Annotated in this window: 12 protein-coding genes; 9 read left to right on the top strand and 3 right to left on the bottom strand. The window is 55.8% G+C overall.

Going from position 1 to position 15,910, the window contains the following annotated elements; genetic code table 11:
* Positions 1-58 precede the first annotated feature (58 nt).
* The 7 genes from HII27_RS07030 (at position 59) to tauD (ending at position 7,364) form a co-directional block, all read left to right on the top strand.
* Positions 59-1,180: a ribosomal protein uL16 3-hydroxylase gene (locus tag HII27_RS07030; protein WP_185667217.1), complete on the top strand. Its 1,122-nt coding sequence runs from the start codon at positions 59-61 to the stop codon at positions 1,178-1,180.
* A gap of 223 nt (positions 1,181-1,403) precedes the next feature.
* Positions 1,404-2,813, top strand: coding sequence for an S-methylmethionine permease (gene mmuP, locus HII27_RS07025; RefSeq protein WP_185667216.1), 1,410 nt, complete (start codon positions 1,404-1,406; stop codon positions 2,811-2,813).
* Entirely contained in the window at positions 2,800-3,732 is a 933-nt protein-coding gene (gene mmuM, locus HII27_RS07020; RefSeq protein WP_185667215.1) for a homocysteine S-methyltransferase, read from the top strand. Before mmuP ends, mmuM begins: the two co-directional genes overlap by 14 nt.
* A gap of 216 nt (positions 3,733-3,948) precedes the next feature.
* Positions 3,949-4,914, top strand: a complete 966-nt coding sequence (gene tauA / locus HII27_RS07015) for a taurine ABC transporter substrate-binding protein (protein WP_185667214.1) — start codon at positions 3,949-3,951, stop codon at positions 4,912-4,914.
* A 10-nt stretch (positions 4,915-4,924) separates the two neighbouring features.
* Positions 4,925-5,692: a taurine ABC transporter ATP-binding subunit gene (gene tauB, locus HII27_RS07010; RefSeq protein ID WP_185667319.1), complete on the top strand. Its 768-nt coding sequence runs from the start codon at positions 4,925-4,927 to the stop codon at positions 5,690-5,692.
* Positions 5,689-6,516 carry a taurine ABC transporter permease TauC gene (gene tauC / locus HII27_RS07005; RefSeq protein WP_185667213.1) on the top strand — a complete coding sequence of 276 codons (828 nt, stop codon included), beginning with the start codon at positions 5,689-5,691 and terminating at the stop codon, positions 6,514-6,516. The genes tauB and tauC overlap by 4 nt, the downstream gene beginning before the upstream one ends.
* On the top strand, positions 6,513-7,364 hold the full coding sequence (gene tauD / locus HII27_RS07000; protein ID WP_185667212.1) for a taurine dioxygenase: 852 nt from the start codon (positions 6,513-6,515) through the stop codon (positions 7,362-7,364). The genes tauC and tauD overlap by 4 nt, the downstream gene beginning before the upstream one ends.
* Positions 7,365-7,425: 61 nt before the next feature.
* On the opposite strand, the gene HII27_RS06995 is transcribed toward tauD, so the two are convergent.
* Both HII27_RS06995 and hemB read right to left on the bottom strand, forming a co-directional pair.
* Positions 7,426-9,132, bottom strand: a complete 1,707-nt coding sequence (locus tag HII27_RS06995; RefSeq protein ID WP_185667211.1) for a lysophospholipid acyltransferase family protein — start codon at positions 9,130-9,132, stop codon at positions 7,426-7,428.
* Between the two features lie 200 nt (positions 9,133-9,332).
* Positions 9,333-10,307, bottom strand: coding sequence for a porphobilinogen synthase (gene hemB, locus HII27_RS06990; RefSeq protein WP_035895610.1), 975 nt, complete (start codon positions 10,305-10,307; stop codon positions 9,333-9,335).
* Between the two features lie 529 nt (positions 10,308-10,836).
* Here hemB and ehaB point away from each other — a divergent pair.
* Both ehaB and HII27_RS06980 read left to right on the top strand, forming a co-directional pair.
* On the top strand, positions 10,837-13,761 hold the full coding sequence (gene ehaB / locus HII27_RS06985; RefSeq protein WP_185667210.1) for an autotransporter adhesin EhaB: 2,925 nt from the start codon (positions 10,837-10,839) through the stop codon (positions 13,759-13,761).
* 92 nt (positions 13,762-13,853) lie between these two features.
* Positions 13,854-14,480: a helix-turn-helix domain-containing protein gene (locus HII27_RS06980; protein ID WP_185667209.1), complete on the top strand. Its 627-nt coding sequence runs from the start codon at positions 13,854-13,856 to the stop codon at positions 14,478-14,480.
* On the opposite strand, the gene ampH is transcribed toward HII27_RS06980, so the two are convergent.
* Complete coding sequence (gene ampH / locus HII27_RS06975; RefSeq protein ID WP_185667208.1) at positions 14,477-15,634, bottom strand: D-alanyl-D-alanine-carboxypeptidase/endopeptidase AmpH; 1,158 nt, start codon at positions 15,632-15,634, stop codon at positions 14,477-14,479. The two genes, HII27_RS06980 and ampH, sit on opposite strands and share 4 nt — an antisense overlap.
* Between the last annotated feature and the right edge of the window lie 276 nt (positions 15,635-15,910).

The following is a 15,910-nucleotide window of genomic DNA, read 5'->3' as shown; positions in this document are numbered from 1 at the left end:
GCCCGCAGCGGGCCTCTTTATAATCGGGCCTACTCCTCTACTGTGATGGTAAAGAAACATGGCTTATCAACTGAACCTCAACTGGCCGGAATTTTTAGAAAAATACTGGCAGAAGCAACCGGTCGTCCTGAAGAACGCGTTCCCGAACTTCGTTGACCCGATTACCCCGGATGAACTGGCCGGTCTGGCAATGGAGATGGAAGTCGATAGCCGTCTGGTCAGCCACGCCGACGGCAAATGGCAGGCCAGCAACGGCCCGTTTGAAGATTTTGACCATCTGGGTGAGGAAAACTGGTCACTGCTGGCGCAGGCGGTGAACCACTGGCATGAACCTTCCGCCGAACTGGTGCGTCCGTTCCGCGTGCTGCCGGACTGGCGGCTGGATGACCTGATGATCTCCTTCTCGGTACCGGGCGGCGGCGTCGGGCCGCACATTGACCCGTACGACGTATTTATTATCCAGGGCATGGGCCGCCGTCGTTGGCGTGTGGGCGATGCGCTGCCGTTAAAACAGCACTGCCCGCACCCGGCGTTGCTGCATGTCGAACCCTTTACGCCAATTATCGAAGTGGAAATGGAACCGGGCGATATTCTCTATATTCCGCCTGGATTCCCGCACGATGGTTATACCTTTGAAGCGACGCTGAACTACTCCGTTGGCTTCCGTGGGCCGAACGGTCGCGATCTGATCAGCAGCTTTGCGGACTACGCGTTGGAAAACGATCTGGGTGAGAAGTACTACACCGACCCGGATCTGACCTGCCGCGAACACGCGGGGAAAGTGGAAGATCATGAGCTGGAGCGTCTGCGCACCATGATGATCGATATGATCCGCCAGCCGGATGATTTTAAGCAGTGGTTCGGCAGCTTTATCAGCACGCCGCGTCATGAGCTGGATCTGGCACCAGCCGAGCCGCCGTACGAGCCGGAAGAGGTTGCTGCCGCGCTGGAAGACGGTGAAACCCTGCGTCGTCTGAACGGCCTGCGGGTGCTGAATATCGGCGGCTGCTTCTTTATTAACAGCGAGCGGGTGGAGACCTGCGCGCCACAGGCGATGGATGCGCTGAGCCGCTATACCGAAGTGAATAGCACGTTGCTCGGCGAGGCGTTGCATAATCCTGCTTTTGTGGTGGAGCTGACGGCGTTGATTAATCAGGGGTACTGGTTCTTCGACGAGTAATCGGTGAGGGTGCGCGTTGTACCCTCACCCCGGCCCTCTCCCTGGAAGGGAGAGGGAGAAAAGCGGTCCCCTCGCCCCTACGGGGAGAGGGTTAGGGTGAGGGGGAAAACCCCGCACCCTCCCTCATTTCTGGTGATCCCCCCGCTTTGCAATTGACCCGCAATCGTTGTATAACCTCCTTCTGATTTGGATGTTTAGATGTCCATACGTTTAGAAGGTAATAATGCAAAACACAACACAACAACAAGGTGGGCAGTTAAAGCGCACCATGAAAACCCGCCACCTGATTATGCTGTCGCTGGGTGGCGTTATTGGCACAGGGCTGTTTTTCAATACCGGCTATATCATCTCCACCACCGGCGCGGCGGGTACGCTGCTGGCCTATCTGATTGGCGCGCTGGTCGTCTGGCTGGTGATGCAGTGTCTTGGCGAACTGTCGGTGGCGATGCCGGAAACCGGCGCGTTTCACCTTTACGCCTCACGCTACCTTGGCCCGGCCACCGGCTACACCGTGGCGTGGCTCTACTGGCTCACCTGGACGGTGGCGCTCGGTTCGAGCTTTACCGCCGCCGGTTTCTGTATGCAGTACTGGTTCCCGCAGGTACCGGTGTGGATCTGGTGTCTGCTGTTCTGCGTACTCATTTTCGGCCTTAACGTCATTTCGACCCGCTTCTTTGCCGAAGGCGAGTTCTGGTTCTCGCTGGTGAAGGTCATCACCATCGTGGCGTTTATCATCCTTGGTGGCGCGGCTATCTTTGGCTTTATTCCGATGCAGGACGGCTCGCCCGCACCGGGGCTGTCGAACATTACCGCTGAGGGCTGGTTCCCGCACGGCGGGCTGCCTATCCTGATGACCATGGTGGCGGTGAACTTTGCTTTCTCGGGCACCGAGCTTATCGGTATTGCCGCAGGGGAAACCGAGAACCCGCACAAGGTGATTCCGGTCGCCATTCGCACCACTATTGCGCGGCTGATTATCTTCTTTATCGGTACCGTGTTTGTGTTAGCGGCGCTGATCCCGATGCAGCAGGCGGGCGTGGAAAAGAGCCCGTTCGTGCTGGTATTTGAAAAGGTGGGGATTCCGTACGCGGCGGATATTTTCAACTTCGTGATTCTGACGGCGATACTTTCGGCGGCGAACTCCGGGCTGTATGCCTCAGGCCGCATGTTGTGGTCGCTCTCCAATGAACGCACGCTGCCGCGCTGCTTCTCGCAGCTGACCAAAAACGGCGTGCCGCTGGTGGCGCTGTCGGTCAGTATGCTCGGCGGGCTGCTGGCGCTGTTCTCAAGCATCGTTGCGCCGGATACCGTGTTTGTCGCACTGTCGGCAATTTCTGGCTTTGCAGTGGTGGCGGTGTGGATTAGCATCTGCGCCTCGCACTTTATGTTCCGCCGTCGTCATTTGCAGCAGGGGAAAGCGTTGAGCGAACTGCACTACCGCGCGCCGTGGTACCCGCTGGTGCCGGTGCTGGGCTTTGTGCTCTGCGTGGTGGCCTGTCTTGGCCTGGCTTTTGACCCTTCGCAGCGGATTGCGCTGTGGTGCGGGATCCCGTTTGTGGCGCTGTGTTATGGTGCCTACTATCTCACACGTTCACGCCCGACCGAGGAGGCGCCGCAGCATGCCGCAGAATAATCCCTTAACCTCAATTCTGACCGACCATCCCTTTGTACTGCTCGACGGCGCGATGGCCACCGAGCTGGAGGCGCGCGGCTGCGACCTGGCCGATAGCCTGTGGTCGGCGAAAGTGCTGATGGAAAATCCGCAGCTGATTTATGACGTGCATCTCGACTACTTCCGCGCCGGGGCGCAGGTAGCGATTACTGCCAGCTATCAGGCGACGCCGGACGGCTTTGCCGCGCGTGGGCTCAATGAAGCGCAGGCCCGCTCGCTGATCGCCAAAAGCGTAGAGCTGGCGAAGCAGGCTCGTGACTCGTACCGTGCGGAAAATCCGGCGGCGAAGGGGCTGCTGATTGCCGGTTCCGTGGGGCCGTATGGGGCTTACCTGGCGGACGGTTCGGAGTATCGCGGCGACTACCAGCGCAGTGCGCAGGTGTTCCAGGATTTCCATCGCCCGCGCGTTGAGGCCTTGCTGGAGGCGGGCGTTGACCTGCTGGCCTGTGAAACCCTGCCGTCGTTCGATGAAATTCGCGCGCTGGCGCAACTGCTGGAAGCGTACCCGGTAGCGCAGGCATGGTTCTCGTTTACCCTGCGCGATGCTCAGCACCTGAGCGACGGCACACCGCTGCGCGACGTGCTGGCGCTACTGGCGGACTATCCGCAGATTCTGGCGGTGGGCATTAACTGTATCGCGCTGGAAAATACCGTTGAGGCGCTGGAATATCTGCACAGCCTGACGCCGCTGCCGCTGGTGGTCTATCCCAACTCCGGCGAGCACTACGATGCGGTAAGTAAAACCTGGCATCACCACGGCGAAGCCTGCGCTACGCTGGAAGGCTATCTGCCGCAGTGGCTGGCGGCCGGGGCGAAGCTGATTGGCGGCTGCTGCCGGACCACGCCGAAGGATATTGCGGCGCTGAAGGCGCACTGCTGAACCTGAGTTTTCCCGGTGTCACTGCGTTCGGCCGGGCTACGAAATATAGGTAGCCCGGGCAAGCGTCAGCGACCCTGGGGAAATCCCACCCTCCAACTATCTTTTGCCACTTTTCTTCTAAAAACGAATTGGAATTAACAAGCATTTTTAATTCCTTTATCAATTACCCCGCGCCGGAAATACTGCCTCCATAACAAGACATGGGAGCAGGACATTATGGCAATCGCATCGCGTTTCACCCTTATCGCCGCTACGCTGGCACTGTTGGCATTCCAGGCGCAGGCCGTGGACGTCACTATCGCCTATCAAACCTCCGCCGAGCCCGCCAAAGTGGCGCAGGCGGATAAAACCTTCGAAAAACTGAGCGGTGCAAAACCGGACTGGCGCAAGTTTGACAGCGGCGCGAGCATCGTGCGCGCGCTGGCTTCCGGCGACGTTCAGATTGGCAACCTCGGCTCAAGCCCGCTGGCCGTTGCCGCCAGCCAACAGGTGCCGATTGAGGTTTTCCTGCTGGCCTCACAGCTCGGTAACTCCGAAGCGCTGGTGGTGAAAAAAGCCATCACCAAGCCTGAAGATCTGATTGGCAAACGCATTGCCGTACCGTTTATCTCTACCACCCACTACAGCCTGCTGGCGGCGCTCAAACATTGGGGTATCAAGCCGGGTCAGGTACAGATCCTGAACCTGCAGCCACCGGCGATTATTGCCGCCTGGCAGCGTGGTGATATTGACGGTGCCTACGTGTGGGCACCGGCGGTGAACGAGCTGGAAAAAGACGGCACCGTGCTGACTGACTCCGCCAAAGTCGGTGAGTGGGGCGCGCCAACGCTCGATGTCTGGGTCGTGCGCAAAGACTTTGCCGACAAACATCCAGACGTGGTGAAAGCCTTCGCCAAAAGCGCAATTGAGGCCCAGCGCGGCTATATCGACAACCCGGATAAATGGCTGGCCCAGCCGGAGAACATCAGCAAGCTGGCGCGCCTGAGCGGCGTTCCTGAAGCGGACGTTCCGGGGCTGGTGAAGGGCAACACCTATCTCACCGCCGAACAGCAGGCGCAGGCGCTTAACGGCCCGGTGAATAAGGCGATTGTCGACACCGCGCAGTTCCTCAAAGAGCAGGGCAAAGTCCCGGCGGTGGCGACCGACTACAGCCAGTACGTCACCGATCGTTTCGTGAAGTAAGGAGGCCATGATGCTGCAAATCTCGCATCTTTCTGCCGACTACGGCGGTAAACCGGCGCTGGCAGATATCAATCTCACGCTGGATAGCGGCGAACTGCTGGTAGTGCTGGGGCCGTCCGGCTGCGGTAAAACCACGCTGCTGAACCTGATTGCCGGATTCGTGCCGTATCAGCACGGCAGCATCATCCTTGATGGAAAACACGTTGATGGCCCGGGGGCCGAGCGCGGCGTGGTCTTTCAGAATGAAGGGCTACTGCCGTGGCGCAATGTGCAGGATAACGTCGCGCTGGGGCTGCAGTTGGCTGGAGTGAACAAAACCGAGCGTCGGGAGATTGCCGCGCTGATGCTGAAAAAGGTCGGGCTGGAGGGGGCTGAAAAGCGCTTTATCTGGCAACTCTCCGGCGGCCAGCGCCAGCGAGTGGGCATTGCCCGCGCGCTGGCGGCGAACCCGCAGTTGCTGCTGCTGGATGAGCCGTTCGGCGCGCTTGATGCCTTTACCCGCGAGCAGATGCAAACCCTGTTGCTCAAGCTGTGGCATGAAACCGGTAAAAAGGTGTTGTTGATTACCCATGACATCGAAGAAGCGGTGTTTATGGCGACCGAACTGGTGCTGCTGTCACCGGGGCCGGGCCGCGTGCTGGAGCGTTTATCCCTCGATTTTGCCCGCCGGTTTGTCGCCGGGGAATCGTGCCGCAGCATTAAGTCTGACCCGCAGTTTATTGCTCAGCGTGAATACGTGCTGAGCCGAGTGTTTGAGCAACGGGAGGCGTTCTCATGAGCGTGGTGATTAATGATAAACCGCGGCCACGCACGCTGAAGCTGCGCTGGCCGCTCTCGCGCCACCTGACGCTGAGCCTCGCTACGCTGCTGGTGCTGCTGGCTATCTGGTGGGCGGTCGCGGCGGCACACTGGGTTAGCCCGCTGTTTTTACCGGCGCCGGGGCAGGTGCTGAATAAGCTGCTGACCATCGCCAGCCCACAGGGGTTTATGGATGCCACGCTGTGGCAGCATCTGGCGGCGAGCCTTGGACGTATCGTCGTGGCGCTGTTGGCGGCGACGATCATCGGCATTCCGGTGGGGATCGCCATGGGCCTGAGCCCGACGGTGCGTGGGATCCTCGACCCGTTGATTGAGCTTTACCGCCCGGTGCCGCCGCTGGCCTATTTGCCGCTAATGGTTATCTGGTTTGGGATCGGCGAAACCTCGAAGATCTTGTTGATCTACCTGGCGATTTTCGCCCCAGTGGCGATGTCGGCACTGGCGGGGGTGAAAAGCGCGCAGCAGGTACGTATTCGTGCCGCGCAATCTCTCGGTGCCAGCCGCGCTCAGGTATTGTGGCTGGTGATTTTACCCGGCGCGCTGCCGGAGATTCTGACCGGACTGCGCATTGGGTTAGGCGTGGGCTGGTCGACGCTGGTGGCCGCCGAGCTTATCGCGGCGACCCGCGGGTTAGGTTTTATGGTGCAGTCCGCCGGGGAGTTTTTAGCCACCGACGTAGTGCTGGCCGGCATCGCGGTGATCGCGATTATCGCTTTTAGTCTGGAACTCGGGCTGCGTGCGCTTCAGCGCCGTCTGACCCCCTGGCATGGAGAAATACAATGAGTGAACGTCTGGCAATTACCCCGCTAGGGCCGTATATCGGTGCACAGATTTCCGGCGCGGACCTGACCCGTCCGTTGAGCGATAACCAGTTTGAACAGCTGTATCACGCGGTGCTTCGCCATCAGGTCGTTTTCCTGCGCGAACAGTTGATCACCCCGGAGCAGCAGCGTGAACTGGCGCTGCGCTTTGGTGACCTGCACATTCACCCGGTTTACCCACATGCGCCGGGCGTGGACGAGATTATCGTGCTGGATACTCACGACAATAATCCGCCGGATAACGACAACTGGCATACCGATGTCACCTTTATTGAGACGCCGCCTGCCGGGGCCATTCTGGCGGCGAAAGAGCTGCCGTCTACCGGCGGTGACACGCTGTGGACCAGCGGCATTGCGGCCTATGATGCGCTCTCCGAGCCGTTTAAGGCGCTGCTAAGCGGCCTGCGTGCCGAGCACGATTTCCGTAAATCGTTCCAGGAGTATAAGTACCGCAAAACCGAAGAGGAGCACCAGCGCTGGCAGGAAGCGGTCGCCAAAAATCCACCGTTGCTGCACCCGGTGGTGCGTACTCATCCGGTTACCGGCAAGCAGGCGCTGTTCGTCAACGAAGGGTTTACCACGCGCATAGTCGACGTGACGGAAAAAGAGAGCGAGGCGTTGCTGAGTTTCCTGTTTACTCACGTCACTAAGCCGGAGTTTCAGGTGCGCTGGCGCTGGCAGCCAAACGATGTGGCGATTTGGGATAACCGGGTAACGCAGCATTACGCGAATGCGGATTATCTGCCGCAGCGGCGGATTATGCATCGGGCGACGATTTTGGGGGATAAGCCGTTTTATCGCGTGCCGTAAAAGAACATTGCGCCGGACTGTTCCCTCTCCCCTTTGGGGAGAGGGTTAGGGTGAGGGGGCACTACTGACCCAAATGCGCCCCGATATACCGCTGATACCGATTCGCCTTCAGGTAGGTCAAATCCACTAACACCAGCCCATCCACGCAGTTGTTAAACTCCGGGTCGCTGCCAAAGTCGATAAACTGCACGCCGCCGGGTTCGCACACTTCCGAATACTGCTTATAAAGCGGCGGAATACCGCAGCCGAGGTTGCCGAGCAGCGATTTTAGCCGCGTCAGATCTTCGCTGTAATCTTCACCGCCAAACTGCGCCAGCACATCGGGAAGCGAAGCGGGATATGGTCTGCGTGACTCCGCCAGCGGATGTGTGGCCGGGAACCATAGGCGGTAAAAGGCAACCAGCAGGTCCCGTGCCGACGGCGGCAGGCCACCGGAGATGGAGACTGGGCCAAACAGATAGCGATAGTGCGGATAACGCGCCAGATAGGCACCGATGCCGGACCACAGATAATCCAGCCCGCGACGACCCCAGTAGCGCGGCTGAATAAAGCTGCGCCCCAGCTCAATCCCGTGTTGCAGAATGTCGTCCATTCGTGCGTCGTAGTGGAACAGGCTGTAGCTGTAAATGCCATCCAGCCCGCGTTTTTCTAACTGCATGGCGGTAGGCATAAAGCGATAGGCGCCGACGATTTCCAGATCCTCTTCATCCCAAAGAATCAGATGCAGATAGTCATCATCATAGCCATCGACATCGCGGCGCTTACCGCTCCCTTCACCCACCGCCCGGAAGGCAATTTCACGCAGGCGTCCCAGCTCGCGCAGCAGCGGCGCGTCCTCCTGGCCCTTACGTTGCCACAGGTAAATCACTTTGCCATCTGCCGTGCGTCCCAGACACTCCGCCTGGCTCAGTTCGCGCTTCAGTAAGGCGCGGGCTTCCGGGCGTGCGATGGCGCTTTCGGTTTTAAATATCCCCGGCAGTCCTTTACCTAACAGATGAACGTGGCGATAGCATTTCTCGGTCATTTCGCGCGACGTGGCCTGTGGGTTAAACCACGCGGACCAGGCGATCTGCTCGCCAATCGTCACCGGCAGGCTGCCGTTACGGCGGCGGAACATTTGCTGCATCAACAGCAGCAGCGGCAGATGTTGTGATATCAACGTGCTGGCGTAGAACAGGGCGCTATTACGACCGTCGATCCATGCCGGTAGCAGCGGCGCGCGGTATTTGGCCGCGAGCTTAATAAAGCCGGAATGCCATTTTTTATCGCGGATCCCCCGGCGCGTGAGTCGTGACACTTCGCCTGCCGGGAAGAAAATCAGTACACCGCCGTTTTGCAGCTGAGCATCCATCTGCTGAAGCGCCGCTTTTGAGGTGCGACCGTTGATATTATCAACCGGAATAAACAGCGAGCTGAGCGGTTCAAGGTGGGTAAGCATACGGTTGGTGACGACTTTCACATCGCGACGCACGCGGGAAACCGCGTAGAGCAGGGCCAGACCATCGAGCGTGCCGGTAGGGTGATTGGCGATGATGACCAGTGGGCCATTTTCAGGGATTTGTTCCAGGCAGCGAACCGGAACCGCGCAGTCAATATTGAGATGTTCCAGCACCTGTTCGACGGTATCTAACCCTTTCAGGTGGCGGTGGCGTGCGGCAAACTGTTGAAATTCTTCTTCATGCAGCAATTTCTTCAGAACTTTTTTCTGCCAGGGGGCGGGCCTCGCCTGAGGCCACAGGTCATCGAGTACGTTGTCGAGACTAAACATGGTGGCTCCTCCTCCGTCATGCTGTGACAGTAGAAGGGAGATATGTCGGTTGTATGGCGGTTTGGTGACGTTTTGAGGGGCATTGAAATGTAGTGCAGCGCCGCCGGGAAAACCCGGAGCCGGCGTAAACGCCTCGTCCGGGCTACCTGAACTAGCGTAGCCCGGCCAAGCGTAGCGCCGCCGGAAAATTCAGCGCGTGATTAACGCAGGATTTTCTTCTCGGCTAAGTCGAGTGCGAAGTAGCTAAAGATAAGGTCTGCGCCCGCACGTTTGATGGCGCCAAGGCTTTCCAGCACCACTTTCTCTTCATCAATTGCCCCGGCCTGCGCAGCGAATTTAATCATCGCGTATTCACCGCTCACTTGGTAGGCGCCAATCGGCAGCTCGGTACGCTCGCGGATATCGCGCAGGATATCGAGGTACGCGCCCGCCGGTTTTACCATCAGGCAGTCGGCGCCCTGAGCTTCGTCCAGCAGTGACTCGCGAATCGCCTCGCGACGGTTCATCGGGTTCATTTGATAGGTTTTACGATCGCCCTTCAGCGCGGTGCCAGCTGCTTCACGGAACGGGCCGTAGAAGGAGGAGGCGAATTTGGTGGAGTAGGACATGATGGCGGTATCAGTGAAGCCTGCCGCATCAAGCGCCTGGCGAATGGCCTGCACCTGGCCATCCATCGCCGCAGAAGGGGCGATAAAGTCCGCGCCTGCTGCCGCGGCAACGACGGCCTGCTTGCCGAGGTTGGCAAGGGTCAGATCGTTATCAACGCCGTGGTCGCACAGCACGCCGCAGTGGCCGTGGGAGGTGTATTCGCAGAAGCAGGTATCGGACATGACGATCATCTCCGGTACGGTCTGCTTGCAGATGCGCGACATGCGCGCCACCAGGCCGTCTTCTTTCCAGGCATCGCTGCCGGTGTCATCGGTGTGGTGGGAGATCCCAAAGGTCATCACCGAGCGTATGCCGGCGTTAGCAATGCGTTCAATCTCGCGGGCCAGATGCTTTTCTGGAATGCGCATCACGCCTGGCATTGCCTCGATGGCTTTGTAGTCGTTGATTTCTTCTTCAACAAAAATCGGCAACACCAGGTCATTTAAGCTCAGTGTTGTCTCTTCAAACATAGCGCGCAGCGCAGGAGATTTGCGCAGGCGACGGGGGCGATGGAGTAAGTCTGTCATGGTATGCCTGATGTTTGTGAAACAAGGAACGCTATTGTAACCGAATCAGGGTGAAGATGTTTTACCAAAGTGGTGCTTATGCGCCTGGTGGTGACTAGGTGCTCAGTGAATGTAAGAAGTGGCTTAATAATAATCTGGGTGGATAATCTTATATTCTTATTATCCTTTTAAGGTATATATAATTTGTGTGGTTTCATTCTATTTATAGATGCAATTTTTAAGTGTTTCATTGTGTATGATTTTTATAATTTGTTTTTTATTCACCTGTTGAATTTTAAATGTTTTATTTATTTACTAAAATATGCGTAATTTTTTCTTAACTTGTTGATTTTTATCATCTTGATTTTTTTTGTTTATTTGTCGCGCAAGCGGTTTTATTTATTCATTGTGTCCGGATTCGAACTATGCATAAACTATAATTGAACCATTTGTCATGAGCGTCGCATAATTCTCTCCGCATACATAGAAATGTTTTATTGCAATTGTTAATTGATGGACCAACATATATATCCCTGAGGAGGGATGACAAATGCACTCCTGGAAAAAGAAACTTGTAGTATCACAATTAGCATTGGCCTGCACTTTGGCGCTCGCTTCTCAGGCAAATGCTTCTACCGATATCTCTGGCACCACCTACACCACCTTTAACCACTATAACGACTCAACTTATTCTGACGGCGTTTACTTTAATGGTTATGCAGGCTGGAACAACTACGCGACCGATAGCGTTTATAACGGCAATATCTATCCGGTAATCAATAACGCTACCGTTAACGGCGTGATTTCTACCTATTATCTGGATGATGGTCTTTCTACCAACACCAATACCAACAGCCTGACCATTAAAAACAGCACCATCCACGGCATGATCACCTCTGAGTGCATGACCACCGATTGCGCCGATCGTGATGCAACCGGTTATGTCTACGATCGTCTGGCGCTGACCGTTGATAACTCAACCATCGATGATAACTACGAACATTATACTTATAATGGCACGTATACTGATAACACTGCAGATACTCACGTCGTTAATGTATATGACCTGGGCACTGCGATCACGCTGGACCAGGAAGTTGATCTGGTTATCAAAAATAACTCCCATGTTGCTGGTATTACCCTGACTCAGGGTTATGAGTGGAGTGACGTTGACGATAATACCGTTAGCACCGGCGTTAACAGCAGCGAAGTGTTCACCAACACTATCAATGTGACTGATTCTACCGTGACCTCTGGTTCATGGTCTGATGAAGGCACCTCCGGCTGGTTCGGTAATAACGGCAACGCAAGCGATTATAGCGGTTCCAGCTTCAACGCTGATGACGTTGCTATTTCTGCTATTGCTAACCCGTATGCAGATAACGCGATGCAGACCACCGTTAACCTCGATAACTCGACTCTGAACGGCGACATCCTTTTCTCCAGCAACTTTGACGAGAACTTCTTCCCTAACGGCGCTGACAGCTATCGCGATACCGATTCCACCGTTGACACGAACGGCTGGGACGGTACAGACCGTATGGATGTTACCCTGGATAACGGCAGCAAGTGGGTCGGCGCGGCAATTTCTGCGCACCAGGTTGACACTGACGGTGATGGCGTTTACGACAGCTATGCGGCAGGTACTGAAGCCACTGCTACGCTGATTGACGTTGCGGCTAACAGCCTGTGGCCGTGGTCAACCTATGGGATTGATAACAGCAATACCGCTTATGATGAAGACGGTCACGTTGTTGGCAAAAACGTCTACCAGAGTGGCCTGTTCAATGTGACCCTGAACAATGGCTCACAGTGGGATACGACTAAAACCTCTCTGATCGACACCCTGAGCATTAACAGCGGTTCTGTCGTTAACGTTGCTGATTCTACGCTGATTTCCGACACCATCTCTCTGACCGGTGGTTCCGCGCTTAATATCAACGAAGATGGCCATGTTGCGACTGATGAACTGACCATCAACAACAGTACCGTCACTATTGCTGATGATGTTGCTGCCGGTTGGGGCGTAGGCGATGCAGCACTGTATGCCAACACCATCAACGTCACCAACAGCGGCGTTCTGGATGTGGGTAACAGCACCGCGTATGCGTTGCAGACCGACACGCTGAATCTGACCAGCACCACAAACGCTAACGGTAAGGTGAAGGCTGGCGTATTTGATATTCATAGCAACAACTTTGTGCTGAATGCCGATCTGACCAACGACCGTACCAACGACACCACCAAATCTAACTATGGCTACGGTGTTATCGCCATGAACTCTGACGGTCACCTGACCATCAACGGTAACGGTGATTCAGATACCTCTTCCGACCTGTCTGAAGTGGATAACTCTGGCGATAGCGTTGCAGCAGCGAGCGGTAACTATAAAGTTCGTATCGATAACGCAACAGGTAAAGGTTCCATTGCTGATTACAAAGGCAATGAGCTTATCTACGTTAACGATCAGAACAGCACCGCCACCTTCTCTGCGGCAAACAAAGCCGATCTGGGTGCTTACACCTATCAGGCTAAGCAGGTTGGCAACACGGTAGTGATGGAACAGACTCGCCTGACCGACTACGCGAATATGGCGCTGAGCATCCCATCTGCTAACACCAACATCTGGAACCTGCAGCAGGATGCCCTGAGCACCCGTCTAAACACGGCTCGTCACGGCTTCACCGACAACGGCGGCGCATGGGTCAGCTACTTTGGCGGTAGCTTCAGTGGTGACAACGATGCCATCAACTACGACCAGGATGTCAACGGCATCATGGTGGGTGTGGACTCTAAGATCGACGGCAATAATGCACAGTGGATCGTCGGTGCCGCTGCTGGCTTCGCGAAAGGCGACATGAATGAACGTACTGGTCAGGTTGACCAGGACAGCCAGTCTGCCTACATCTACTCCAGCGCTCGTTTCGCAAACAACATCTTTGTTGATGGCAACCTGAACTACAGCCGCTTCAACAACGATCTGACTGCAAACATGAGCGACGGCACCTATGTTGATGGTAACTCCACTGCAAATGCATGGGGCTTCGGTCTGAAAATGGGCTACGACTGGAAAATCAACGACGCGGGTTACGTGACTCCGTACGGTGCAATTTCTGGTCTGTTCCAGTCTGGCGATCACTATCGTCTGAGCAACGATATGAAAGTTCAGGGCCAGGACTACGACAGCATGCGCTATGAACTCGGTTTCGATGCCGGTTACAGCTTCAACTTTGGCGACCAAGCGGTATCTCCGTACTTCAAACTGGCTTACGTGTATGACGATTCCAGCAACGATGCCACCGTTAATGGCGACAGTATCGACAATGGCGTGAAAGGTTCAGCGGTTCGCGTTGGTCTGGGTAGCCAGGTTAGCTTCACCAAGAACTTCAGCGCTTACACCGGTGTGAACTACCTCGGCGGCGGCGATGTTGATCAGGATTGGGCGGCTAACGCCGGTGTGAAATACACCTGGTAATCCTCATAACACCGGGAAGGAGACTTTCCGGTGTTTTACGCTTTATTCCACGCCCGTCATGATGACGGGCTTTTTTGCAGGGATTGCATAACATGCCTTCTTCAAGCAAGCCGCTCAATGAATTCATGGCTCTTGATAAAAAACTGTCTCAAATCGGGACGCGCTTCCAGATTGCTGCTGGGGAGATGCTTCTTCCTGCCAATTGCACCATGAATGATGTCACGGTTGTCGTTCAGCAGGGCGCGGTGTCGCTGCACCGCAGTGAGGGGCATATTCTGTACGGCATCGTACACAGTCCGTCGATTTTTGGTCTGGCGGCTGCTGCTAATACCATCCGTAATGAATACCAGTTGGTCGCAGAGAGCAACTGCCGTGGTTACTATCTTCCGTCACGGGAAACGCTCAAGTGCCTGGAGCGCTATCAGCTATGGCGAGAAGCATTTTACTGGATGACATGGCAAATCCGGATGCTGGAAATGCGTGACAGACAGCTCATTGGCACCAACCATTACCACCAGATCCGCTCGACGCTGCTGACGATGATCGACTGGGATGAAGATATCCGTTCGCGAATGGGGGTGCTGAGCTATATTCAGCAGCGCACGCGAATCTCACGTTCAGTCATAGCCGAAGTGCTCTCCGCGTTACGCAAAGGGGAGTATATCGAGATGGAGAAAGGCAAACTCGTTAGCATCACGCGCTTGCCTACTCACTATTAAGACGCCGGAATGACGGCAGCTTTGTTGCCGCTCAGTTCGGTTACCAACTCGTTGATACCGTCGCTCATATTCACAAAGCGGGTAAGCGGAGAACGCGTGACCACCACAAATGCGCCCACGTTAGCCTGAGGTATCATCGCCATATAGGTGATAAAACCGCCGCCACCGCCGGTTTTCTGGATAATACCCGGTCGGCCATTTTTCGGCGCCATATAGACCCAGCCTAACCCTAACGCATCAGCATGACCCGGAACGTCCATACCCACCACGCGAGTGAGTTGATTACGCTTGTAAACCAGGGTTTGCATGCGATCGGCCTGACTGCTGCGATGATAGAAATCCGATGAAAGATACTGCTGCATCCAGCGCATCATATCGCCCGGCGTGGAATAAACGCCGCCGCTGCCCATTGCCGCGAGGGTGTTATTGCACGGGCTTGCCCCTTTTTCCGCGACCATCAGACGACCACATTGATCCGGTGAGGGGGTAAAGGTGGTGTCCTTCATGCCCAGCGGACGGGCAATCTGCTCTTCAAACAGCTGCGGATAAGGCTTATGCGTGGCGTTGCCCAGCGCATCGGCCAACAGGTCAAACGCTAGATTCGAATAGCTCGCCTGTGATCCTGGCGCGGCATGCAGTTTTGCCGTGGAGAGATAGCTCCAGCGCTGAGACTGCGTTGGCCAGACGAAGACCGGGCGATTAGCCGCACCGCCTGGCATTTCGCGCGGCAGGCTGCTGGTATGGGTTGCCAGATTGACCAGGGTTATCGGCGTGCCGTTATAGGTTGGAACACGTGCACCCGGCGGGGCATATTTGCTGAGCGGATCGTCAAGCTTCACCACGCCCTGGTCGAGCAGTTTTACCAGCATCTCGCTGGTCATTAGCTTACTCAGTGAGGCAATACGGATAACGGAATCGAGCTGGGGATGCACGTTGTTGCCTGGGCGCGTCTCGCCAAAGCTTCTGAACACCCGCTGGTTACCATCGATAACCACCAGTGCCATACCGGTTGCACCGCTGCCGTAATAAATATGATTGGCGTAGCGGTCAACAATATCGGACGCAAACGCGGGGGGGGTAAGAGGCTGAGCGGCCTGCACCGAGGTCAATGACGCCACGCAGAGCGCGGCAGAAAAAAGCAGACTACGTTTCAACGGATGCATCCATAAATAGAAATGGGGAAGTAATGCGTATTTATACTAAAAATACAATGAATCGGCATCTGGCACAGCGCCATTAAACGGTATGATAGCGGGAAAAACGTAACCGAGCGTAAATGCAGAGATTATTCATTGAGGTGGATACGCACTTTTGTGATCCGGCGCGTATGATACATACGATGCCGTCTGGCGAACTCTATCGCCATTTTCAGGTCTGATTGCACAGTTACATCGCCTAATACCTCTTTACGGTAAAAATGATCCGTAGCG

The organism is Kluyvera sichuanensis (genome assembly GCF_014218705.1).
In the GTDB taxonomy this organism is placed as follows: domain Bacteria; phylum Pseudomonadota; class Gammaproteobacteria; order Enterobacterales; family Enterobacteriaceae; genus Kluyvera; species Kluyvera sichuanensis.
The sequence above is the reverse complement of the archived record's forward strand: the minus strand, read 5'-3'. Positions and strand labels throughout refer to the sequence as shown.